Source organism: Aurantimonas sp. Leaf443, assembly GCF_001425575.1.
In the GTDB taxonomy this organism is placed as follows: domain Bacteria; phylum Pseudomonadota; class Alphaproteobacteria; order Rhizobiales; family Rhizobiaceae; genus Leaf443.
This window is the reverse complement of sequence record NZ_LMRD01000001.1, coordinates 507,190-527,505: the sequence shown is the minus strand read 5'-3', so window position 1 is coordinate 527,505 and position 20,316 is coordinate 507,190. Positions and strand designations below refer to the sequence as shown.

23 protein-coding genes are annotated in these 20,316 nt (G+C 68.6%); 7 read left to right on the top strand and 16 right to left on the bottom strand.

Annotated features, from left to right (window positions below; all coding sequences use genetic code 11):
• Window positions 1-4: 4 nt before the first annotated feature.
• The 7 genes from rnc to rpoZ all read right to left on the bottom strand — a co-directional run bounded on the left by rnc (window position 5) and on the right by rpoZ (window position 6,076).
• On the bottom strand, window positions 5-712 hold the full coding sequence (gene rnc / locus ASG48_RS02325; protein ID WP_055844552.1) for a ribonuclease III: 708 nt from the start codon (window positions 710-712) through the stop codon (window positions 5-7).
• Window positions 700-1,434, bottom strand: coding sequence for a signal peptidase I (gene lepB / locus ASG48_RS02320; RefSeq protein WP_055844549.1), 735 nt, complete (start codon window positions 1,432-1,434; stop codon window positions 700-702). Before lepB ends, rnc begins: the two co-directional genes overlap by 13 nt.
• A gap of 90 nt (window positions 1,435-1,524) precedes the next feature.
• A complete protein-coding gene (gene acpS / locus ASG48_RS02315; protein ID WP_055844547.1) occupies window positions 1,525-1,941 on the bottom strand; it encodes a holo-ACP synthase in 417 nt (138 codons plus the stop codon).
• Window positions 1,938-2,519, bottom strand: a complete 582-nt coding sequence (locus ASG48_RS02310) for a DUF2062 domain-containing protein (protein WP_055844544.1) — start codon at window positions 2,517-2,519, stop codon at window positions 1,938-1,940. Before ASG48_RS02310 ends, acpS begins: the two co-directional genes overlap by 4 nt.
• A gap of 148 nt (window positions 2,520-2,667) precedes the next feature.
• Window positions 2,668-3,246, bottom strand: a complete 579-nt coding sequence (gene pyrE / locus ASG48_RS02305) for an orotate phosphoribosyltransferase (protein ID WP_055844542.1) — start codon at window positions 3,244-3,246, stop codon at window positions 2,668-2,670.
• 77 nt (window positions 3,247-3,323) lie between these two features.
• A complete protein-coding gene (locus tag ASG48_RS02300; protein ID WP_055844538.1) occupies window positions 3,324-5,543 on the bottom strand; it encodes a bifunctional (p)ppGpp synthetase/guanosine-3',5'-bis(diphosphate) 3'-pyrophosphohydrolase in 2,220 nt (739 codons plus the stop codon).
• Window positions 5,544-5,665: 122 nt separating this feature from the next.
• Window positions 5,666-6,076, bottom strand: a complete 411-nt coding sequence (gene rpoZ / locus ASG48_RS02295) for a DNA-directed RNA polymerase subunit omega (protein WP_055844534.1) — start codon at window positions 6,074-6,076, stop codon at window positions 5,666-5,668.
• A 273-nt stretch (window positions 6,077-6,349) separates the two neighbouring features.
• Between rpoZ and ASG48_RS02290 the strand changes: the two genes are divergently transcribed.
• Both ASG48_RS02290 and ASG48_RS02285 read left to right on the top strand, forming a co-directional pair.
• A complete protein-coding gene (locus ASG48_RS02290) occupies window positions 6,350-6,940 on the top strand; it encodes an NYN domain-containing protein (protein ID WP_055844531.1) in 591 nt (196 codons plus the stop codon).
• An 8-nt stretch (window positions 6,941-6,948) separates the two neighbouring features.
• Complete coding sequence (locus tag ASG48_RS02285) at window positions 6,949-7,647, top strand: uracil-DNA glycosylase (protein WP_055844528.1); 699 nt, start codon at window positions 6,949-6,951, stop codon at window positions 7,645-7,647.
• On the opposite strand, the gene ASG48_RS02280 is transcribed toward ASG48_RS02285, so the two are convergent.
• The 3 genes from ASG48_RS02280 to dapA all read right to left on the bottom strand — a co-directional run bounded on the left by ASG48_RS02280 (window position 7,629) and on the right by dapA (window position 9,722).
• Window positions 7,629-8,162 carry a redoxin family protein gene (locus ASG48_RS02280; RefSeq protein ID WP_055844524.1) on the bottom strand — a complete coding sequence of 178 codons (534 nt, stop codon included), beginning with the start codon at window positions 8,160-8,162 and terminating at the stop codon, window positions 7,629-7,631. The genes ASG48_RS02285 and ASG48_RS02280 overlap by 19 nt on opposite strands.
• A gap of 13 nt (window positions 8,163-8,175) precedes the next feature.
• On the bottom strand, window positions 8,176-8,646 hold the full coding sequence (gene smpB, locus ASG48_RS02275) for an SsrA-binding protein SmpB (protein WP_055844521.1): 471 nt from the start codon (window positions 8,644-8,646) through the stop codon (window positions 8,176-8,178).
• A 194-nt stretch (window positions 8,647-8,840) separates the two neighbouring features.
• Window positions 8,841-9,722, bottom strand: a complete 882-nt coding sequence (dapA, locus tag ASG48_RS02270) for a 4-hydroxy-tetrahydrodipicolinate synthase (protein ID WP_055845400.1) — start codon at window positions 9,720-9,722, stop codon at window positions 8,841-8,843.
• A 314-nt stretch (window positions 9,723-10,036) separates the two neighbouring features.
• Here dapA and ASG48_RS02265 point away from each other — a divergent pair, with 314 nt between their 5' ends.
• Window positions 10,037-12,214 (top strand): lytic transglycosylase domain-containing protein, encoded by a 2,178-nt coding sequence (locus ASG48_RS02265; RefSeq protein ID WP_082529173.1) that lies wholly within the window; start codon window positions 10,037-10,039, stop codon window positions 12,212-12,214.
• A gap of 288 nt (window positions 12,215-12,502) precedes the next feature.
• Here the strand turns inward: ASG48_RS02265 and ASG48_RS18985 are convergent, their stop codons facing one another.
• The 4 genes from ASG48_RS18985 to ASG48_RS18660 form a co-directional block, all read right to left on the bottom strand.
• Window positions 12,503-13,063, bottom strand: a complete 561-nt coding sequence (locus ASG48_RS18985) for an OmpG porin family protein (protein ID WP_348271112.1) — start codon at window positions 13,061-13,063, stop codon at window positions 12,503-12,505.
• On the bottom strand, window positions 12,999-13,634 hold the full coding sequence (locus ASG48_RS18980; protein WP_348271108.1) for a porin: 636 nt from the start codon (window positions 13,632-13,634) through the stop codon (window positions 12,999-13,001). Before ASG48_RS18980 ends, ASG48_RS18985 begins: the two co-directional genes overlap by 65 nt.
• A gap of 449 nt (window positions 13,635-14,083) precedes the next feature.
• A complete protein-coding gene (locus ASG48_RS18665) occupies window positions 14,084-14,653 on the bottom strand; it encodes a porin (protein ID WP_244486699.1) in 570 nt (189 codons plus the stop codon).
• 7 nt (window positions 14,654-14,660) lie between these two features.
• Entirely contained in the window at window positions 14,661-15,215 is a 555-nt protein-coding gene (locus tag ASG48_RS18660) for a porin (protein ID WP_244486698.1), read from the bottom strand.
• A 719-nt stretch (window positions 15,216-15,934) separates the two neighbouring features.
• Here ASG48_RS18660 and ASG48_RS02250 point away from each other — a divergent pair.
• Window positions 15,935-16,462 carry a gamma carbonic anhydrase family protein gene (locus ASG48_RS02250; protein ID WP_055844518.1) on the top strand — a complete coding sequence of 176 codons (528 nt, stop codon included), beginning with the start codon at window positions 15,935-15,937 and terminating at the stop codon, window positions 16,460-16,462.
• Window positions 16,463-16,486: 24 nt separating this feature from the next.
• Window positions 16,487-17,593 (top strand): pyridoxal phosphate-dependent aminotransferase, encoded by a 1,107-nt coding sequence (locus ASG48_RS02245; protein WP_055844514.1) that lies wholly within the window; start codon window positions 16,487-16,489, stop codon window positions 17,591-17,593.
• A 27-nt stretch (window positions 17,594-17,620) separates the two neighbouring features.
• On the opposite strand, the gene ASG48_RS02240 is transcribed toward ASG48_RS02245, so the two are convergent.
• Window positions 17,621-17,893 (bottom strand): hypothetical protein, encoded by a 273-nt coding sequence (locus ASG48_RS02240; RefSeq protein ID WP_244486696.1) that lies wholly within the window; start codon window positions 17,891-17,893, stop codon window positions 17,621-17,623.
• Window positions 17,894-18,347: 454 nt separating this feature from the next.
• Here ASG48_RS02240 and ASG48_RS02235 point away from each other — a divergent pair, with 454 nt between their 5' ends.
• Window positions 18,348-18,695 carry a DUF2147 domain-containing protein gene (locus ASG48_RS02235; RefSeq protein ID WP_055844512.1) on the top strand — a complete coding sequence of 116 codons (348 nt, stop codon included), beginning with the start codon at window positions 18,348-18,350 and terminating at the stop codon, window positions 18,693-18,695.
• Window positions 18,696-18,913: 218 nt separating this feature from the next.
• Window positions 18,914-19,267 carry a DUF2147 domain-containing protein gene (locus ASG48_RS02230; protein WP_055844510.1) on the top strand — a complete coding sequence of 118 codons (354 nt, stop codon included), beginning with the start codon at window positions 18,914-18,916 and terminating at the stop codon, window positions 19,265-19,267.
• Between the two features lie 27 nt (window positions 19,268-19,294).
• Here the strand turns inward: ASG48_RS02230 and ASG48_RS02225 are convergent, their stop codons facing one another.
• Window positions 19,295-20,200 carry a sensor domain-containing diguanylate cyclase gene (locus ASG48_RS02225; protein ID WP_055844506.1) on the bottom strand — a complete coding sequence of 302 codons (906 nt, stop codon included), beginning with the start codon at window positions 20,198-20,200 and terminating at the stop codon, window positions 19,295-19,297.
• Between the last annotated feature and the right edge of the window lie 116 nt (window positions 20,201-20,316).

The window sequence follows — 20,316 nt, the reverse complement described above, 5'->3', positions numbered from 1 at the left end:
TCGCTCAATCCTCGTCCTTCCAAACTTTCTCGCGCCGAAGCACTTCGGTCGCCGCTTCCTGCTCGGCGAGCCGGCGCGAGCGCCCTCGCCCTTCGCCGGCCTCGCGCTCGGGGATCGTCACCCGCACGGTGAAGGTCGGGTCGTGATCGGGGCCCTCGCGGCCGACGATCTCGTAGCGCGGTGTCGCGGTGCCCAGCGTATGGGCCCATTCCTGCAGCGCGGTCTTGGGATCGCGCCGGGCGGAGGCGGCGGTGGCGAGCCGGCCCGCCCAGTATTTCAGAACGAAACCGCGCGCCGCGTCCAGTCCGCCTTCGAGGTAGATGGCCGCGATCAGCGATTCCACGACATCGGCGCGGATGTTGCGCGTGCGCTCGCCCTTCAGCCGCTTGAGGTCGCCGCCGTGGCGGATGAACTCGTGCAGCGCCAGTTCGTCGGCGATCTCGGCGCAGGTGTCGGCGCTGACCAGCGCGTTGAAGCGCAGCGAGAGGTCGCCCTCGTCGGCCTTGGGAAACATCTCGAAGAGCTTCTCGGCGACGACGAGGCCGAGCACGCGGTCGCCCAGGAACTCCAGCCGCTCGTAGCTCGACGCCCCGCCCGAGGCCCGGAGGCTCGCATGGGTCATCGCCCGTTCGAAACGCGTCCTGTCGCGGAACGTCAGGCCGAGGCGGCGCTCGAGTTCCTCGAGGGACCTGTCGGCCTTCAACCGAGCCACGTGAGGAGACGGCTCGGGCGCAGTTCCGTCGGCCAGTTCCAGATCTCCAGCGGCGAGGAATCGTTCTCGATGGAGAAGAAGATCACCTGCGCCTTGCCGACGAGATTCTCGAAGGGCACGAAGCCGACGTCGAAACGGCTGTCGAGCGAATTGTCGCGATTGTCGCCCATCATGAAATAGTGGCCGGGCGGCACCACGAACTCGCGGGTATTGTCGCCGGCGGAATCGGTGGCGAGATCCAGCGTCAGGTAGGAGACGCCGTTGGGCAGGGTCTCGCGGAACTGCGGCACCTGCGTGCCGTCCTCGGCCTCGAACGTCCCCGCCGCCTCGCGCGGCACGGCGACGCCGTTGATGGAGAGGACGCCGCCGCGCATCTGCACCCGGTCGCCCGGCAGCCCGACGAGGCGCTTGATATAGTCGACCTCGACCTCGTTGGGCTTGCGGAAGACGACGATGTCGCCGCGCGTCGGATCGGAGGCGAGGATGCGGCCGTCGAAGATCGGCGGCGAGAAGGGAATGGAATACTTGGAGAAGCCGTAGCTCCACTTGGACACGAAGAGATAGTCGCCGACGAGCAGCGTCGGCATCATCGAGCCCGACGGGATCGAGAACGGCTGGAAGAGGACGGTGCGGATGACCAGCGCCAGGAGCAATGCCTGGACGACGACCTTGATCGTCTCGCCGATCCCGCCCTTTTCCTCGCGCTCGGCCCGGTCAACCATTCTGTGCCCTTGACGGTCTCGCGGCTCCCCGGGAGCCGTCTTGCGCGCGTTCTAACGGCTTCCCCGAAACGGGGCAATGCTGCGCCGCGATCAAACTGGCGGGGCCGTCGCGAGCGGCACGGCCTCGATGATGACGAAGGCCTGCGCCAGCGGATCGTCGTCGGTGATCGTCAGATGGATGCGCGCCTCGTGGCCGGGCGGCAGGATCGCCTGCAGGCGCAGCGCCGCCCCGCCCGTCAGGCGCATCGTCGGCGCCCCGCTCGGCAGGTTCACGACGCCCATGTCGCGCCAGAACACGCCTTGGCTGAGCCCGGTGCCGAGCGCCTTGGCGCAGGCCTCCTTGGCGGCGAAGCGCTTGGCGTAGGAGGCCGCGCGCTGGGCGCGCCGGTCGGACTTGCGACGCTCGATCTCGGTATAGACGCGGGTCGTGAAGCGCTCGCCGTGGCGTTCCAGCGTGCGGGCGACGCGGCGGATGTCGATGAGGTCGCTGCCGATGCCGACGATCACGAGGCGCCTCCCGCCGGCAGCGGAGCGGACGGGCCCTGGCGCGCGGCAACCTGCCTCACGCGGCGCGCCTGGAAGCTGCGCGCGGCGAGGAAGATGCCGGCATAGGCGAGGGCTGCGACGCCGAGGCCGAGCGGGATGGAGCCGACGAGCATGGGTTCGAGCACCGGCTTCCAGATCGCCGCGAAGTCCCGGTGCTCCAGCGCGTGCGCGAGCCCCTCGGGCGGATTGCCATCGATCGCGTTGGCGTTGAGGAGATAGTCGCCGACCTCGTAGGTCGCGCCCCAGATCAGCGGCAGCGTCAGCGGGTTGCCGAGCATGGTGCCGAGCGCGGCGGAGGCCATGTTGCCGGCCACGCAATAGGCGATGGCGAAGGCGAGGAGGAAGTGGAAGCCGATGAGCGGGGTGAAGGCCGCGAAGGCGCCCGCCGCGAATCCGGCGGCGATGGCGTGCGGCGAGGCGCGCAGGCGCAGCACGCGCTTGGCGAAATAGCGCAGCGAGCGCGCGAAGGAGCGCCGCGGCCAAAGCGCGGTGCGCAGCTTCTGGGAGAGCGTCGGCTTCAGGCGCCGGGCAAACAGCATTCGGGTCCTCGGGTCTCTCGCGCCGCCGCAGCGCCGCGCTCCCGTTTCGCGCCGCGCGGGAGATTGTGCAAGCCCTTCCCCAAGATAGGCAAGCGGTCCCCGGCCCGGCAAGCGCGCCGCCGCGATCTTGCGGCGTCGCCCAGCGCGGTCAGAGCGAGCGGCTGCCCGGCTTGACGGGCGGGATCGCGGCCAGTTCCGGCGGAAGGTCGGCCGGGTCGTAGGAGGCCACCTCGTATTGCGCGAGCGCGATGAGCGGCACGCCGACATCCACCTTGCCGGCCGAGCGGTCGACGATGCAGGCGGCGGCGAGAACGCGCGCCCCGAGCGCCTCCATGCAGGTGATGGTCTCGCGGATGGAAAGGCCGGTGGTGACGATGTCCTCGACGATGACGACGCGCGCGCCCGGCTCGATCTCGAAGCGGCGCAGGCGGAACGTGCCGTTCTCGCGCTCCACCCAGATGGCCGGCACCTTGAGGTGCCGCGAGGTCTCGTAGGCGGGGATGAGGCCGCCGACGGCCGGACCGACGACGTAGTCGACGGGGCCATCGACCTCCTGCCGGATGCGCTCGGCGAGCGCGCGGCAGAGCGTCTCGGTCGCGTCGGCATGCATGAAGACGCGGGCCTTCTGCAGGAAGACCTTGGAGCGCCGGCCGGAGGTGAGGATGAAATGCCCTTCCAGATAGGCGCCCGCCTTGCGGAAGATGTCCAGCACGTCCTCGGTCGTCATCGCGCGTCCCCTCGCCTGTCGCCGCCCGGGCCCGGGAAGCGCCCCTCGTTAAAGCGCGGCGCGCGATGCCGCAACTCTCAGCCGTTGACGCGGCTGACTTCCGAGACGCAGGCCTTGCCGCGCAGCTGCTTCAGGGTCTGGTTCAGGTGCTGCAGGTCCCAGACCTCCAGCTCCAGCACCATCTTCGTCACGTCCGGGGCGGTGGCGACCATGGAGAGGTTGTGGATATTGGCGTCGTTGGCCGCGATCGTCTCGGCGATCTCGGCCAGCGAGCCCGGCTGGTTCACCGCGGCGATGGCGATCTTGGCGGGAAAGCGCTCGCTCATGGCCGCGTCGATATCCCAGCGCACGTCGACCCAGCGGTCGGGATGCTCGTCGAAGTCGTTCAGCGCCGGCGACTGGATGGGATAGATGGTGATGCCCTTGCCCGGCTCCACGATGCCGACGATCCGGTCTCCGGGCACGGCGCCGTCCGGGCCGAACTGCACGGCCATGTCGTCGCCGACGCCGCGGATGGGGATGGCGTTGGCGCTCGGCTCCCCGCTCGGACGGGCAAGGCCGGGCACGCGGAAGATCATGCCGGCGGCGGTGCCCAGATTGAACCAGCCGTCCTGTTCCTGGCGCGGGTCGGCCTTGGTGACGCGGCTGTCCTGATAGTCGGGATAGGCGGCCTTCAGGACGTCGGACGGCATCAGCTCGCCGCGGCCAACGGCGGCGAGCGCGTCCTCGATCTCCTTCTGGCCGAGCTTGGCGAGCAGCGCCTTCAGCGCCTCGCGCGAGAAGGTCTTGCCAGAGCGCTGGAAGGTGCGCTCCAGGATCTGCTGGCCGAGGCCGGAATATTGACGCCGGATGGAGGCGCGGGCGGCGCGGCGGATGGCCGAGCGCGCCTTGCCGGTGACGGCGATCGATTCCCAGGCCTGCGGCGGCGTCGAGCCCTTGGCGCGCACGATCTCCACCTCGTCGCCGTTCGACAGTTCGGTGACGACGGGCATGACGCGGCCGTCGATCTTGCAGCCGATGCAGGTGTCGCCGACATCGGTGTGGACGGCATAGGCGAAGTCGATGGGCGTCGCGCCGCGCGGCAGGGCGATCAGCCGGCCCTTCGGGGTGAAGCAGAAGACCTGATCCTGGAAGAGCTCGAGCTTGGTATGTTCCAGGAACTCTTCCGGGTTGTCGCCTTCCGCCAGGAGCTCGATCGTGCGCCGCAGCCAGCCGTAGGCGTTGGAATCCTTGGAGAGATAGGCCTTGGCGCCGGCATCGCGCGAGGCGTCCTTGTAGACGGCGTGGACGGCGACGCCGTATTCGGCGATCTCGTGCATGGCCTGCGTGCGGATCTGCATCTCCACGCGCTGGCGCGAGGGGCCGACGACGGTCGTGTGGAGCGAGCGGTAGTCGTTCTGCTTCGGGGTGGAGATGTAGTCCTTGAAGCGGCCTGGCACCATCGGCCAGGTCCGGTGGACGATCCCGAGCGTGGCGTAGCACTTCTCCTCGGTCGGCACGATCACGCGGAAGCCGAAGATGTCGGAGAGCTGCTCCAGCGAGAGCGCCTTGCGCTGCATCTTGGAGAAGACCGAATAGGGCTTCTTCTGCCGGCCAGAGACTTTGGCCTCGATGCCGGCCTCGCGCAGGCGCTCGGTGAGGTCGGTCTCGATGCGCAGGATGTTGCCGGCCTGGCGGTCGCCGAGTTCCTTCAGGCGCGAGACGATCGTCTCGTAGGCTTCGAGATTGGTGTGGCGGAAGGCGAGGTCTTCCAGCTCCTCGCGCATGTCCTGCATGCCCATGCGCCCGGCGAGCGGCGCATAGATGTCCATCGTCTCCTGCGCGATGCGCGCCCGCTTCTCGGGCGCCATGGGGCCGAGCGTGCGCATGTTGTGGAGGCGGTCGGCGAGCTTGACGAGAAGGACGCGGATGTCGTCGGCGATGGCCAGGAGCAGCTTGCGCAGGTTCTCGGCCTGCGCGGCCTTTCTCGACACGAGGTCGAGGCGCTTCAGCTTGGTCAGGCCCTCGACGAGCTGACCGATCTTCTGGCCGAAGAGCTGGTCGATCTCCTTGCGCGTGGCGTCCGTGTCCTCGATCGTATCGTGCAGGAGCGCGACGGCGATCGTGGCCTCGTCCAGATGCATGCCCGTCAGGATCGCGGCGACCTCGAGCGGGTGGGAGAAGTACGGATCGCCCGAGGCACGCTTCTGCGCGCCGTGCTTCTGCATGGCGTAGACATAGGCGCGGTTGAGGAGCGCTTCGTCGAGATCGGGCTTGTAGGCCGCGACCTTCTCGACGAGTTCGTATTGTCGCATCATCGACGGTCGACCGTCACGGGGGCATCGATCATTCAAGGAAAAGGGCGTCCCGCGATCGCGGAACGCCCTTCCATATAGGTCCTAAACCGCCGGCACCGAAAGGGTTGGCCGGCGCGAAGGGATCAATAATCTTCCGTCTTCTCGGGCGCCACGAGGCCCTCGATGCCGGCCAGGAGTTCCTCCTCCGACATGCGGTCGAACGAGACCGGCTGGTCGTCGTCCTCGTCGGCGGCGACGAGGGCGCCGGGGGCGGCGGCGGTCTGCGGGATGCTCGGCGCGGAGGCGGGCGCCTCGGGCTCGTCGACCTCGACATGCTTCTGCAGCGAGTGGATCAGGTCTTCCTTGAGGTCGCCGGGAGACAGGGTCTCGTCGGCGATCTCGCGCAGCGCGACGACCGGGTTCTTGTCGTTGTCGCGATCGACGGTGATGGCCTGGCCCTGGCTGATCTGGCGGGCCCGATGGCTCGCCAGAAGCACGAGCTCGAAGCGGTTTTCGACCTTATCGACGCAGTCTTCGACGGTGACGCGGGCCATTGCCTGTCTCCTGTAATGCCGTTCCGGAGGGGATCAAGTGCTGCTGATAGCGCGTCGGGCCGGCTGGCACAAGTGAAAGCGCCGCGCAAGGGCCACATCGCCGCCCGGCCCCGCCGCCTCCGCGCGGGGCCCCGAGGCAAATAGCGATTGGCTTCGGTCCGGCGACTGACTAGGGTCGCGCTTCACGGACGGAGCGCTGTTTGGACCGGCCGCATCTTTGTTCTATTGTCCATTTATCGACAGGCATACAATTTTTAAGAGAAAGCGCGCATCATGTTCGACCAACGCGAGAAGATTGCCCTGTTCATCGATGGGGCAAATCTTTACGCCACCTCCCGCAGCCTCGGCTTCGACATCGACTACAAGCGCCTTCTGACGCATTTCCAAAGCCGGGCTTATCTCCTGCGCGCCTATTACTACACGGCCCTGATCGAGGATCAGGAATATTCCTCCATCCGTCCGCTCATCGACTGGCTGGACTATAACGGCTACCGCGTGGTGACGAAGCCGGCGCGCGAGTTCACCGACCCGACCGGCCGGCGCAAGATCAAGGGCAACATGGACATCGAGCTCGCGGTGGACGCCATGGAGCTGACCGAGACCGTCGACCACTATGTCCTGTTCTCCGGCGACGGCGACTTCCGCTCGCTGGTGGAGGCGCTGCAGCGGCGCGGGCGCAAGGTCTCGGTCGTCTCCACGCTGACGACCCAGCCGCCGATGATCTCCGACGATCTGCGCCGCCAGGCCGACCATTTCATCGAACTCGCCACGCTGAAGACCGAGATCGGCCGCAGCCCGGCCGAGCGCGAGGCGCGCCTCGCGCGGCGGGTGGAGGCCGTGGCCGAAGGCGACGAGGACCTCTGAGCGCCGCCATGCCGACCCCAGCCGCAGCCCGGACGCCCGAAGCGCCGCGCGACTGCCCGCTCTGCCCGCGCCTCGTCGCCTTCCGCGAGGAGTGGCGCGCGCGGGAGCCGGACTGGCACAACGCGCCGGTGGAGACGTTCCTGCCGGAGGGAGGACGCGAGGCCGTGCGCCTTCTCGTGGTGGGCCTGGCGCCCGGGGTGCGCGGCGCCAACCGCACCGGGCGCCCCTTCACCGGCGACTTCGCCGGCGACCTTCTCTATGCGACGCTCGACGAATTCGGCTTCTCCCGCGGCACGTTCGCCGCGCGGCCCGACGACGGGCTGACGCTGACCGGGGCGGCCGTGACCAACGCGGTGCGCTGCGTGCCGCCCCAGAACAAGCCGGTCGGCGCCGAGATCAACACCTGCCGGACCTATCTCGCGGCGACGCTGGCGAGCCTGCCGGAGCTTCAGGCCGTGGTCACGCTCGGGCGCATCGCCCACGATTCCACCGTGCGCGCGCTCGGGGCGAAGCTTTCGAGCGTGCCCTTCTCGCATGGCGGGGCGCACGACGTCGGGGCCCTGCGCCTGTTCTCGAGCTATCATTGCTCGCGCTACAACACGAACACGGGCGTGCTGACGCCCGAGATGTTCCGCGACGTCTTCCGGGCCGCCGCGGCGCACCTGCGCTCGCGGGATGGGACGGGCCCTCAGGCCTCGCGCAGATAGGCGAGGATCTCCTCGACATTCCCGGCGGGCGCGAGGACCGGGTAGAAGACCTTGGAGATACGGCCCGCCTCGAAGATCAGGCTGATCCGGCGAAGATGCAGCGCCCCGTCCCTCTCGAATTGCGGCAGGTCGAGCGCCGCCTGCAGGGCGCCGTCCTCGTCGGAGAGAAGGGCGAAGGGCAGGTGAAGGCGGCGGGCGGTTTCGACAAGGTCCGGCAGGGGACTGGAGGAGAGACCGTAGACCTGCGAGATCGCAAGCCCCCGCAACTCGGCATAGGCATCGCGGAAGCCGCCGGTCTGCGAAACGGGCGCGGCCGCGATCGCATCGCCGAGCCCCTGCGAAGCGGCGTCGCCAGGCGAGGGAAAGACGAAGAGCACCGTGCGGCCGGCGAGCGAGGGGAGATCGACGCGGCCGCCATGCGTGCTGGCCAGCGCCGTGGTCGGGATGGCGCGCCCGGGCAGATGATCGCTGGCGCCGTCGTCGCCTGCCTCGGGTGGGCAAGGAAAGTCGCTCATCCGCCAAGGCCTCCTACCCGTTCTTCAGAAGTCTCTGCTTCTGACGGTTCCAGTCCCGCTCCTTCGCCGCCTCGCGCTTGTCGGGCGCGTTCTTGCCGCGGGCGAGCGCGAGGAGCAGCTTGGCAACGCCCTTGTCGTTGAAATAGATGCGCAGCGGCACGAGGGTCATGCCGTCGCGCTGGATGGCGCCCGCCAGCTTGTTCAGCTGCGAGCGGTGCACGAGGAGCTTGCGACGCCGCTTGGGCTCGTGGTTCTGGCGGTTCGCCTGCAGATATTCCGGCAGGTTGGAGTTGATCAGCCAGAGTTCGTCGCCTTCGGCGCTCGCATAGGCCTCGGCGATAGAGGCCTTGCCCTGGCGCAGCGACTTGACCTCAGTGCCGGTCAGGACGAGACCCGTCTCCAGCGTGTCGACGATCTCGAAATGGAACCGCGCCTTGCGGTTCTCGGCCGCGACGTTCGATCCGGGACTGGGCTTCTTGGCCATTGCGGCGCTTTCCTTCGGAGCCGGGGCGACGCGGTGCCCCTCCCCTTCGTCCTGTTTACGGCACTTGCGCGGCGGTCCCCGTCGTCGCGCCGGGGCATGGCGGCCCGCCGGGTCGGGCGGGGGAGGCCGACCTCTCCGCCGCTCTCATATGGGATGGAGCCCGCGCGGCGCCCAGCGCCCCCGGCCGTCTTCGTTCAGTTCAGGAGGCCGGCGGCGCGCAGCGCGTCGTCGAGGATCTCCTCGGTCGAGGGATCGATCGCCACGAGCGGGCGGCGCAGGCGGTTGGCCACCAGCCCGAGGCGCGAGAGCGCGTATTTCACGCCCGTCGGGTTCGGCTCGATGAACAGCGCCTTGTGCAGGGGCATCAGCCGGTCCTGGATCGTCAGGGCCCTGGCGAAGTCGCCGGCCGCGCAGGCCGCCTGCAGCTCGGCGCACAGGCGCGGAGCGACATTGGCGGTGACGGAGATGCAGCCGTGGCCGCCATGGGCGTTGAAGCCGAGGGCGGTGGAATCCTCGCCCGACAGCTGGACGAAGTCCGGGCCGCAGGTGATGCGCTGCTCGCTGACGCGATCGACCTTGGCGGTCGCGTCCTTCACGCCCACGATGTTGGAGAAATCCTGCGCGAGGCGCCCCATCGTCTCGGGCATCATGTCGATCACCGAACGGCCGGGGATGTTGTAGATGAGGATCGGCAGCGAGACGGCCTGCGCGATCGCCGCGTAATGGGCGTAGAGCCCCTTCTGGTTGGGCTTGTTGTAGTAGGGCGTGACGACGAGAAGACCGTCGGCGCCCGCCCCTTGCGCGAAGAGCGCGAGGTCGATCGCCTCGACCGTGTTGTTCGAGCCCGCGCCCGCGATGACGGGAACGCGGCCGCCGGCGGCCTCGATGGTGATCTCGACGACACGCTTGTGCTCGGCATGGGTAAGGGTCGGACTCTCGCCGGTGGTGCCGACGGGCACGAGGCCGTCCGACCCTTCCGCGATCTGCCACTCGACGAAGGCGCGAAGCGCCGCCTCGTCCAGCGAACCGTCCTCGGCGAACGGGGTGACGAGCGCCGGAATCGAACCCTTGAACATGATCGTGATCACTCCGTTATGCCGCCTCGCGCCGGCGCCGGGCGCCTCTCGCCCGGCCGCACGGACGAGCCGCAGACCTCTTCGTGAGAGGCCGCGCCGCGCCGGTTCGCGCGATGCCGCAATACGGCCCTCGAAGCGGCGCACCATAGGCAAGGGCCGAAACCGAAACAAGGCGCGCCGGGGTGCGGGAAGGGCTACTCGGACGATGTAACCGGGGCTTAATCTTAACCGTCGATGATCGGCGCATCCGTCCGTCCTCGCGCTGCGGCCCCAAGGCCGACCTGCCGCGATCCCAGACATTGAAAAGGCCCGCCATGAACCTGCCAGCCGGTGCGCGCCGGACCCTTCTCGGCACCCTCGCGCTCACGCTCGCCGCCACGTCCGTCCAAGGCCAGGATTTCGCCCTTCCTGTGACCGGCCCGACGCCGGCGGCCCGCCCGTTCCTGGAAGATGCCGGCGTCGCCATCGACCCCGGCCGATTCGGCGCGCCTGCGGCGGCGCCCAATCCCGTGCTGCGCCCGGCGGCCGCGGCGACGACGCCCGCGAGCGCCACGGCCTTCACCGCCTCGATCGCCGCGATGTCGGCCCGGTCCTCCTCGGTCAAGCCGATGCGCGGCGAGCTGAAGGACGGGCTGCAGGCGCTTTCGGAGGGCAATGTCATCAAGGCCCGCGCGATCCGCGAGGGCATGATGCCGGGCTCGCTCGACCGGCAGATCCTGACCTATGCCGTCGCCCAGCAGGGTGGACGGGACGTCCCGGCGGGCGAGATCGCCGGGGCGGCCAGCGAGCTGCGCGGCTGGCCGGGCCTGAAGACGCTGCGTGCCAACAGCGAGAAGGCGATCTGGCGCGAACAGCGGCCGGCGCGCGAGGTTCTGCAGCTCTTCGCGGGCGGTGCGCCCGCGAGCCCGGAAGGGGCGATGGCGCTCGCCCGCGCCCATATCGAGACCGGCGACGCGCGCCGGGCGCGCGCCGTCATCGCGCGGGTCTGGCGCGAGGAGCGGCTCGACAAGGATCTGGAGGAGCGCATCCTCTCGCAGTTCCAGACGCTGCTGACGCAGGCCGACCACCGCGCCCGCATGGACAAGCTCCTTTACGGCGAGCGCATCACCGATGCCGGGCGCATGGCCGGGCGGGCGGGCGCCAAGCAGGTCTATGCCGCCGTCGCCGCCGCCATAAGGGGCGACGCCATCGCGCCCAAGCTCCTCGCGGCCGTGCCGGCCGCCCAGCGCAACGACCCGATCGTGGTGCTCGCCCGCGTCGAGATCCTGCGCAAGAAGGGCGATATCGACGGGGCCGCGCAACTCCTCATCGCCTCGCCGCGCGATCCCGCCGTGCTGATCGACCCGGACGCCTGGTGGAACGAGCGCCGGATCGTGGCGCGCGATCTCCTGGACGCCGGCAAGGCGCGCCTGGCCTATCGCGTCGCCGCCAACCATTCGGCGGAGAACTCGCCGGAGGCGGCGGAAGCCGAGTTCCACGCCGGCTGGTTCGCGCTGCGCTTCCTGAACGAACCGCGCGCGGCCGCCCAGCATTTCGCCAAGATCGCCCAGATGTCCAACAAGCCGCTGTCGCTCTCGCGCAGCTACTACTGGCAGGGCCGCGCGGCGGAAGCGGGCGCCGGCGGCAATGCCGCAGCCTTCTACGCCAAGGCCGCGTCCTACTCGGCGACCTTCTACGGACAGGTGGCCGCGGCCCGCCTCGGCCGCCGGCCGGAGCCGATCGTCTTCCCGAAGGCGAGCGCGGCCGAGCGCGACCGCTTCGCCCAGCGCGAGCCGGTGCGCGCGATCCAGCGCCTGCAGCAGGTGGGCTCGCAGTGGCGCGCCGACGCGCTGATGAAGGCGATGGCCGACGAGCTCGACAGCCCGGGCGAACTCGGCCTCCTCTCCGCGCTCGCCGAGCGCAACGGCGACCATCCGCTGGTGCTGCAGATCGGCAAGCAGGCCTATTGGCGCGGCATCGACGCGCCCGCCCTCGCCTTTCCGACCGGCGTGATTCCCGCCAACGCCAATATCTCGGCGGCCGGCAAGGCGCTCGCCTACGCGATCGCGCGCCAGGAAAGCGCGTTCAACCCGAAGGCCCGCTCGCCCGTCGGCGCGCTCGGCCTGCTGCAGCTCATGCCCGGCACGGCCAAGAGCATGGCGGCGAAGGCCGGCCTGCCCTACTCCCCGGCGCGCCTGACGAGCGACACGGCCTATAACGCCACGCTCGGCTCGCACTTCCTCGGGGAGCAGATCGACAATTTCGACGGCTCCTACGTCCTGACCTTCGCCGCCTACAATGCCGGCCCGCGCCGGGCGCGCGAATGGATCCAGCGCTTCGGCGATCCGCGCGGCAAGTCGATGGAAGAGGTGGTGGACTGGGTGGAGCGCATCCCCTTCACCGAGACGCGCAACTACGTGCAGCGCGTGATGGAGAACTACGAGGTCTACAAGAACCGCCTCGGCGCCCCGGTCAACGTGGAGCAGGACCTGCGCTTCGGCCGCCGCGGCTGACCGCAAACCCATCGTCGGACCGGACAAGGGGCTCGCGCATGGCGCGGGCCCTTTTTCGTTGGGCCGTGCTCGCGCAAGGCTCCCGCCCGACGGCACCGCCTCGGCCGCCGACCGCCGTCACCGCCCTCCCCCGGCCCTGCCTCAGCGGCGAGAAGGGGGCTGCGCGCGGAGCATCGAATGCGGCACGCTCCATGCCCGCGGATCGAGCGGCCGGCGCCGGGCGGGTCGGAACGCAGAAAGGGCCCGGCGCTTGCGCGCCGAGCCCTTCGGTTCGATCCGGATGAGGGATTAGAACGAGCGGACGAACTGGATGAAGCCGCCGGTCTGGTCGATCTCGGCGTCGTCGAAGTCGACGTTCGAGTAGGAGATTTCGCCGAGAACGTCGAAGTTGTCGGTGATCTCGTAGCCGACGTTGCCGACGAGCTTGTAGTACTCGCCCGAACCGAAGTTCGTGGAGACGCCGTTGGAGATGCCGAAATAGTCGAAGGTCTCGCCGTAGACGCCGGACACGGCGACGCCGAGCTTTCCGAAGGTCTGGGCGTAGCCCGCGCCGGCCTGCCACTCGACCGGCAGGGTGCCGGTGACGTTGGTCAGGTCGATGCCGTTGAACTCCGGCGCGACGACGCCGCGATAGAGGCCGAGCGTCGAGTACTGCGAGGGATCGAAGGCGTAGGAACCCTCGACCTTCAGCTTGGCGCCGTCGAACGGCTTGATGAGGACGCCGCCCTTGACCGCGACGGCCGTGTCGGTCTGGTCGCCTTCGTCGAGGAAGAAGTCACCGAAGTCACGGCCGTAGATCGAGTCGTCCGTGTTGGAGTCGATCGAGCCGGCGAGATAGGCGCCGAACAGGTCGGACTCGTAGCCGACGCGAGCGACGAAGTTCGGGGTGAAGTCGCCCGAATTGTCGTCCTCGAGCGAACCGGCCAGCGAGAAGGCACCGGCCTCCGACCGGGAGGTCGGTGTCGGTCAGGAGGCCGTCGCCCTCGGTCCAGAGCGTGTCGAGGTAGCCCATGGTGAGGCCGCCCAGCTGGATGTAGCCGAGATCCATCGAATAGGGCTGGTCGGTGAACGAGCCGCCGTTGGTGGCCTGGACGCGGGCGAAGGCGCGCAGCGTGCCGAGCTCGGTCTCTTCGCGGACGTCGAAGTTCAGACGGACGCGGGTCTCGGTGGTCGAACGGTAGTCGTCACCCTCGGAGTTCGAGGAATTGTCGGCGGCGTAGACCTTGAAGCGGACGTAGCCGCTGATCTGCAGGCAGGTCTCGGTGCCGGGAATGTAGTAGAAGCCGGTGCCGTAGACGTCGCAAACCTTGACGTATTCCGCCGGTTCGGCGGCGGCAGGCACGATGACGTCCGCAGCGCGGGCGCCGGTGACTGCGACGAGGGCCGCAGCCGAGCCAAGGAGAAGGCTCTTGATGGTCATGAATGGTCCCCACTCGATTTGAATGCCGGGTTGGGCCCTGTCTTCAGGAACACCTTCCCTACCCCTGGATGTCTGAAAGGCCGCGTTCCCTCACTCGGCTGTCTTTCAGGACGGGACATTATCCAAGCCCGGACGGGACGCAATCACGGAAACGCCACAGTGCGGACACGACCCGCTCACAGGTGCAGAAAGGAAACATTCGATAAGGTTACCTTGGTTTTAGCCTTTCGACCAAACCGCCGGTATCTCGTTCTTTTTCAATGCCTTAGGCCTGCACGTCGCCGCCGAGGCGGAACAATGATCCCGTGGCCTTATTATCACAAGCCTCTCGGCGACCGAGGCCGGGAAGCCGTCCGGCCGCCCCCGACCGCATCGCTCGAGGCTCCTTCGAAACGCCGAAGGGCCCGGCGCTTGCGCGCCGGGCCCTTCGGTTCAATCCGGATGAGGGATTAGAACGAGCGGACGAACTGGATGAAGCCAGCCGTCTGGTCGAACGAAGCGTCGTCGAGGTCGACGTTCGTGTAGGAGACTTCGCCGAGGACGTCGAAGTTGTTGGTGATCTCGTAGCCGACGTTGCCGACGAACTTGTAGTACTCGCCCGAACCGAAGTTCTGGAAGCCGGTGCCGTTGAAGCCGAAGTAGTCGAAGGTCTCACCGTAGACGCCGGCAACCGCGACGCCGAGCTTGCCGAAGGTCTGGGCGTAGCCCGCGCCAGCCTGCCACTCGACCGGCAGAGCGCCGCCCGTGTTGACGACGAAGTCCGTGCCACCGAAGCGGAAGGTCGTGTCGCCCGGGTTGTTGAAGAGCTCGATCGTCGAGTAGACCGACGGGTCGAAGGCGTAGGAACCCTCGATCTTCAGCTCGCCGTTCTCGATCGGCTTGAGCGAAACGCCGCCCTTGATGGCGAAGGCGGTGTCCGTCTCGCCGTCCGGGTTCAGGCCGAACGTGTCGAAGAAGGTGTCGTCGACCAGGACGTCGTTGTTGGAGTCGATCGAGCCGGCGAGGTAGGCGCCGAACATGCCGCCGTCATAGGCGACGCGAGCGACGAAGTTCGGGGAGAAGTCGCCCGAGTTGTCGTCTTCGACCGAACCGGCCAGCGAGAAGGCCGACCGGGAGGTCGGTGTCGGTCAGGAGGCCGTCGCCCTCGGTCCAGAGCGTGTCGAGGTAGCCCATGGTGAGGCCGCCCAGCTGGATGTAGCCGAGGTCCATGGCGTAGGGAGCGTCGCCGAACGAGCCGCCGTTGGTGGCCTGGACGCGGGCGAAGGCGCGGAGCATGCCGAGCTCGGTCTCTTCGCGGACGTCGAAGTTCAGGCGGACGCGGGTCTCGCTCGTGGAGCTGTAGTCGTCGCCTTCGCTGTTGAACGAGTTGTCCTGAGCGTAGACCTTGAAGCGGACGTAACCGCTGATCTGCAGGCAGGTCTCGGTGCCGGGGATGTAGTAGAAGCCGGTGCCGTAGACGTCGCAAACCTTGACGTATTCCGCCGGCTCAGCAGCCGCCGGCACGATGACGTCCGCAGCGCGGGCGCCGGTGACTGCGACGAGAGCCGCAGCCGAGCCGAGAAGAAGGCTCTTGATGTTCATGTCCTGACCTCCAGTCAAATTATAGGTTAGGGTTGGGCCTTGTTTGAAGGAACACCTTCCCTGCCCCATCCCCTGTGCGAAAGTCCGAAGCACTTGCCCCTGCGAGCTTTCTGATCGGACATTATCCGGGGAGGGTCGGGATGCAATCGCCTAAATGCCACAAAGCCGGCGCCGGGACGCTTTGAGCACACCCCTGTTGCGGCGAAGACACTTCGCCGTTCACGCCCTGTCAACGCATCCTAACAACCTGTTAAAAAGCGCCTCGCGACGGCGCTCATCTTCACGGATTGCCTGAATTTCGGCCGATCCGCGCAAGTTGCAGCCGCCGCTTGCTGCCATGGTCGCCGAAGGCCTGAGCCTTATTTCGAAAGGCGCTCGCGCGACTTTCCGGCAAAAGGCGGTCCTCGAAGCTTGCGCGAGGCAGGAGTCGGCCGGTCGCCCCGCAAGGCCGTCCTCACCCCGATCCGTCGCCTCGGAAGATCTGCGAAGGCTGTCCGAGCCGCGCTTCGCGCCAGAGCATGTCGAGGGAGACGCGAAGGCGAGTGCGTCGCCCCCCCGATGCCACCGCGCGGGGATGCGGTGCGGGGACGGACGGGCCGTTCTCGATCGCTCAGGCGCGACGATGCCGAAGGCCGTCGCCGGAGACGAGCCGCCGGGCGGCGGCTTGACCGGCCGGCATCGCTCGGCCAAGGCTCGTTCCGCCCTGGACGGAGGATCGCATGGCCATCTACGCGCTCGACGGCGAAAGCCCGGACCTTGGAAAGGACGTGTTCGTCGCGCCCGGCGCCCATGTCATCGGGCGCGTGCGTCTGGCGAGCCGGGTCGGCATCTGGTTCGGGGCCGTGCTGCGCGGCGACAACGAATGGATGGAGATCGGCGCCGATACGAACATCCAGGACAATGCCTGCCTGCACAGCGATGCCGGCCTGCCGCTGACCATCGGCGCGGGCTGCACCATCGGCCACGCGGCCATCGTCCACGGCTGCACGATCGGCGACAACGTGCTCGTCGGCATGGGGGCGACGATCCTCAACGGCGCCCGGATCGGCCGGAACTCCATCGTCGGCGCCAACGCGCTCGTCACCGAGAACAAGGTCTTCCCCGACAATTCGCTGATCGTGGGCGCCCCCGCCAAGGCGGTGCGCGCGCTCGACGAGGCGGCGGCCGAGGCGCTGCGGGCCTCGGCCCGTCACTATGTCGCCAACCAGCGGCGCTTCGCCGCCGGCCTCGTGCGCCTCGACGCCTGATCCAGACCCGCCGGACGAGGCTTCATGTCAGACCATTTCACGCCGCTCGCCCGCTCGCTGCCCGCCAGCATTCCCTTCGTCGGGCCGGAGGCGCTGGAACGCCGGCTCGGGCGCCCGTTCCAGGCCCGCCTCGGGGCGAACGAGAGCGTCTTCGGCCCCTCGCCGCTCGCCATCGAGGCCATGCGCGAGTCCGCCGGGCGGAGCTGGATGTATGGCGATCCGGAGCATTTCGAGCTGCGCGAGGCGCTCGCCGCCCATCTCGGCACCCCCGTCCCGACGATCGCCGTCGGCGAGGGAATCGACGGCCTGCTCGGCCATCTCGTGCGGCTCGCCTGCGCGCCCGGCGATCTCGTCGTCACCTCGCTCGGCGCCTATCCGACCTTCAACTACCATGTGGCCGGCCATGGCGGGCGGCTGGACTTCGTGCCCTACCGGGACGACCGCGAGGATATCGACGCGCTGATCGAGCGCGCCAGGGCGGTGAGGCCGAAGCTCCTCTACTTCGCCAATCCCGACAACCCGACCGGATCGGTTCACGACGCGCGGGCGGTCGAACGGCTGATCGAGAGCGTTCCCGGCGAGACGATCCTCGTCCTCGACGAGGCCTATGGCGACATGGCGCCGGCGGCGCTGCCCGCGATCGGGCTCGTGCGGCCCAATCTCCTGCGCTTTCGCACCTTTTCGAAGGCCTACGGCCTTGCCGGCGCCCGCGTCGGCTTCGCGGTCGGCCATCCCGATCTCGTCGCCGGCTTCGACCGGGTGCGCAATCATTTCGGCCTGTCGCGCGTGAGCCAGGCGGGCGCGCTGGCGGCGCTGAAGGACCCCGGCCATCTCGACGCGGTGCTCGGCCGGATCGCCGCGGCGCGCGAGAGGATCGCGGCCATCGCGGAGAAGGCCGGGCTGAGGCCCCTGCCCTCGGCGACGAATTTCGTCGCGATCGACTGCGGCGGCGACGGCGCGCGGGCCCGGGCGATCCTCGAGGGCGTCATCGCGCGCGGCGTCTTCATCCGCATGCCGGGCGTCGCGCCGCTCGACCGGATGATCCGCGTCACGGCCGGAATGCCGGGCGATCTCGATCTCTTCGAGGCCGCGCTTCACGGCGCGCTTCGAGAGGTGGGCGCGGCGACCTGACAGGCGGAGCGCCGGGCGCCCGCGTCGTCAGTGCCGGGCGAGCGCGGCGCGGGCGGCGCGAAGGGCGGCGGCGATCTCGGCCTTCGTCATCTGCGAGGCGACGTCCTGGCGGTGGAAGGGCGCATCCTCCCAGCCCTTGGCGGCGGCGAGGTTGAAGAAGACATGCGCCTCCACGAGATTGGCCACGCCGTTCGAGCCGGCGGCGGCGCGCAGGCCCATCTCGAAGAGAAGTTCGGCCTCCACGAAGGCGACGCCGTTGAGAAGAGGACCGTCGAAGGTCTGGATGTCGATGCGGGCCATGGCGTGTCTCCGGTCTAGCTGGTGAAGCTCTTCGCTCCTTACCGTCAGAATGGCGCAGCGCCTTGAAAACCCTCTTAAAACTTGAGCTTAATTGCAGTTGAACGGATCCGGCCCGCAAGACGGCGGCCTTCGCGCAACACATTGATTTCGCTTCGTTTCGCAAGGACACCGTGCCGGCGCGAGGCGCCGGCCGCAAAGCTACGCTTAAGCATATGCCGTCGGCGCACCTGAGCATGGTCAAGAGATGCTTTGCGAAGCCGGGTCGTCCGAGACGACATCTCGTTCATGCCTTGGCCTCGCCGCGCTGCCGAGATCGCTGGAGGTCCTGCCGACCTGTACCGACCGGGCGGTTGCCGTCTTGCGCGCGGCCCGATTTGATTTACTCTTACGTCAAGGGAAGCGTTCGTTGGAGGAGGCGGGCGCCGGACCCTTTGCGACATCGGGAGGAACGAACATGACGAAGCGCATTGCCGCGATGGCAGCCGCGGTCGCCTGCATGGCGGCGGGGCCGGCTCTGGCCGATCCCATCGAGGGGTCGTGGAAGATGCCGTCGGGCCATTCGGCCACTATCGCGGCCTGCGGCGACGCCTTCTGCCTCACCTATACGAGCGGTCCGAACAAGGGGAAGACCTTCGGGCGGCTCGCGCCGGAGGGGCGCGGCTATGCCGGTACGGTGACCGACTACACCAAGGGCGGCAAGCAGTATAAGGGCAAGGGCAGCCTGGAGGGGAACACGCTCTCCGTCTCCGGCTGCGTGCTGGGCGGCCTGATCTGCCGTTCGCAGGCGCTGACGCGGCTCTGAGGGCGCTCCCTCCATGAACCGACCCTTCGGGTCGGTTCATGGGATGCTGGATGGCGTTCCAGCGCCGCGCGGGCTGGCGCCGCGCGGCGCAGGCCGAGAAAGATCATTCCAGACGCACGGCGGTGTACGACGTGGCGGAGCCTGTCGGGAACGGCCCTGCCCCCGCCGCAATGTCGGGCGATGGCGGATCGCCCGCCGCGCAAGGATCCGTCCCGCTCATGCTTCGCTCCGTTCGCCTCGCCGCCCTTCTCTCCGCGCTCGCGAGCGCCGTGCCGGCCGTCGCCGCCGAACCGGTGCTCGGCCTGTGGAAGGCGGAGAACGGCGAAACCGTCTCGGTGCGCCCCTGCGCGGCGGGCTTCTGCGGGCGCATCGAGAGCGGACCCTACAAGGGCAGCGCCATCGGCACGGTGGCGGCGCCCGGGCCCGACTACAAGGGCAAGATCAACGATCCGCGCAGCGGCAAGGTCTATACCGGCTCGATGCTGGTGACGGGCGACCGGCTCGACCTCAAGGGCTGCCTCATGGAGGTCTTCTGCAAGACGGTGCAGACCTGGAAGCGCGCCAGACCCTGACCTTCGCGCGGGCGACGCGTCGCTCGCTCAGGCTTCGATGCGGCAGCAGTCCCGGCCGTCGGACTTGGCCGCGTAGAGCGCGCGGTCGGCGCGCGCGTAGACCGTCTGCAGCGTGTCGTCCGGGCGCAGGCTCGCCAGCCCCGCGGAGCAGGTCACCGGCCCCGCGATCCCGGCCGCCAGGGGCCGCGCCTCGCGGATCGTCGCCAGCACCCGCTCCACGACGACGCAGGCCTGCGCCAGCGTCAGTTCCGGCATCACCAGCATGAACTCCTCGCCGCCGATACGCCCGAACCCGTCGCGCAGGCGGATCACCGAGCGCACGGCGCGGGCGAAGGCGATCAGGATCGCGTCGCCGCCCAGATGCCCGTGCCGGTCGTTGATGCGCTTGAAGAAGTCGATGTCGAGGATGCAGACGCAGCCCTGCTGCGTGCGCGAGGCCGTCTGGCCCTCGATGAGGGCTCCCAGCAGGGACATGACATGGCGCCGGTTCGAGACGCCCGTCAGTTCGTCCGTCTGCGAGGCCCTGAGGAACAGGTCGCGGTCGAGCCGGAGGTCGATGTCGGACGTCTGGAGCGCGGTGATCTCGGTGGCGACGAAGAGCATCCAACTGTCCGGCAGCACCGACTCCACGATCCACAGGCGGCGCCCGTCGGTGAGGTCGCTCTCGAAGGCCCGGGAGGCCATCTTGCCGCGCCGCGAGACGACCGAGGCGAGCCAGCCTTCGAGATCGTCCGACTGGATCCGAGACCCGCGCCCGGCCGCGTGGTTGCGCCGCATGATCTCGTCCCAGGTCGGCTCCTCGCCCGCTTCGACGAAGAACGTCTCGCGGAAGGCCGGATTGGCATAGCGCAGCCTGTCCTGCGGATCGTAGCAGGCGACGAGCGCCTGCGTGCCGTCCAGCAGAGGAAGAAGACGGGATGCGATGTCCGACATCGGGCTCCGTGAAGGCTCGGCCTTACCGGCCTTCGGCTCTATAGCCGCCTGCTTAATTCGGCGATAAGTGCGGGTGACATTCCCTGTTAAGAAAGAGAGCGGCGCTGCGCGATCGC

What these genes read in the sequence shown, in the direction of transcription:
- lepB (WP_055844549.1), bottom strand. Translation starts at nt 1,434, where the DNA reads ATGGTTGACCGGGCCGAGCGCGAGGAAAAGGGCGGGATCGGCGAGACG.
- ASG48_RS02310 (WP_055844544.1), bottom strand. Translation starts at nt 2,519, where the DNA reads ATGCTGTTTGCCCGGCGCCTGAAGCCGACGCTCTCCCAGAAGCTGCGC.
- pyrE (WP_055844542.1), bottom strand. Translation starts at nt 3,246, where the DNA reads ATGACGACCGAGGACGTGCTGGACATCTTCCGCAAGGCGGGCGCCTAT.
- ASG48_RS02300 (WP_055844538.1), bottom strand. Translation starts at nt 5,543, where the DNA reads ATGATGCGACAATACGAACTCGTCGAGAAGGTCGCGGCCTACAAGCCC.
- rpoZ (WP_055844534.1), bottom strand. Translation starts at nt 6,076, where the DNA reads ATGGCCCGCGTCACCGTCGAAGACTGCGTCGATAAGGTCGAAAACCGC.
- ASG48_RS02290 (WP_055844531.1), top strand. Translation starts at nt 6,350, where the DNA reads ATGTTCGACCAACGCGAGAAGATTGCCCTGTTCATCGATGGGGCAAAT.
- ASG48_RS02285 (WP_055844528.1), top strand. Translation starts at nt 6,949, where the DNA reads ATGCCGACCCCAGCCGCAGCCCGGACGCCCGAAGCGCCGCGCGACTGC.
- ASG48_RS02280 (WP_055844524.1), bottom strand. Translation starts at nt 8,162, where the DNA reads ATGAGCGACTTTCCTTGCCCACCCGAGGCAGGCGACGACGGCGCCAGC.
- smpB (WP_055844521.1), bottom strand. Translation starts at nt 8,646, where the DNA reads ATGGCCAAGAAGCCCAGTCCCGGATCGAACGTCGCGGCCGAGAACCGC.
- dapA (WP_055845400.1), bottom strand. Translation starts at nt 9,722, where the DNA reads ATGTTCAAGGGTTCGATTCCGGCGCTCGTCACCCCGTTCGCCGAGGAC.
- ASG48_RS02265 (WP_082529173.1), top strand. Translation starts at nt 10,037, where the DNA reads ATGAACCTGCCAGCCGGTGCGCGCCGGACCCTTCTCGGCACCCTCGCG.
- ASG48_RS18980 (WP_348271108.1), bottom strand. Translation starts at nt 13,634, where the DNA reads ATGACCATCAAGAGCCTTCTCCTTGGCTCGGCTGCGGCCCTCGTCGCA.
- ASG48_RS18665 (WP_244486699.1), bottom strand. Translation starts at nt 14,653, where the DNA reads ATGTTCGGCGCCTACCTCGCCGGCTCGATCGACTCCAACAACGACGTC.
- ASG48_RS18660 (WP_244486698.1), bottom strand. Translation starts at nt 15,215, where the DNA reads ATGAACATCAAGAGCCTTCTTCTCGGCTCGGCTGCGGCTCTCGTCGCA.
- ASG48_RS02250 (WP_055844518.1), top strand. Translation starts at nt 15,935, where the DNA reads ATGGCCATCTACGCGCTCGACGGCGAAAGCCCGGACCTTGGAAAGGAC.
- ASG48_RS02245 (WP_055844514.1), top strand. Translation starts at nt 16,487, where the DNA reads ATGTCAGACCATTTCACGCCGCTCGCCCGCTCGCTGCCCGCCAGCATT.
- ASG48_RS02240 (WP_244486696.1), bottom strand. Translation starts at nt 17,893, where the DNA reads ATGGCCCGCATCGACATCCAGACCTTCGACGGTCCTCTTCTCAACGGC.
- ASG48_RS02235 (WP_055844512.1), top strand. Translation starts at nt 18,348, where the DNA reads ATGACGAAGCGCATTGCCGCGATGGCAGCCGCGGTCGCCTGCATGGCG.
- ASG48_RS02230 (WP_055844510.1), top strand. Translation starts at nt 18,914, where the DNA reads ATGCTTCGCTCCGTTCGCCTCGCCGCCCTTCTCTCCGCGCTCGCGAGC.
- ASG48_RS02225 (WP_055844506.1), bottom strand. Translation starts at nt 20,200, where the DNA reads ATGTCGGACATCGCATCCCGTCTTCTTCCTCTGCTGGACGGCACGCAG.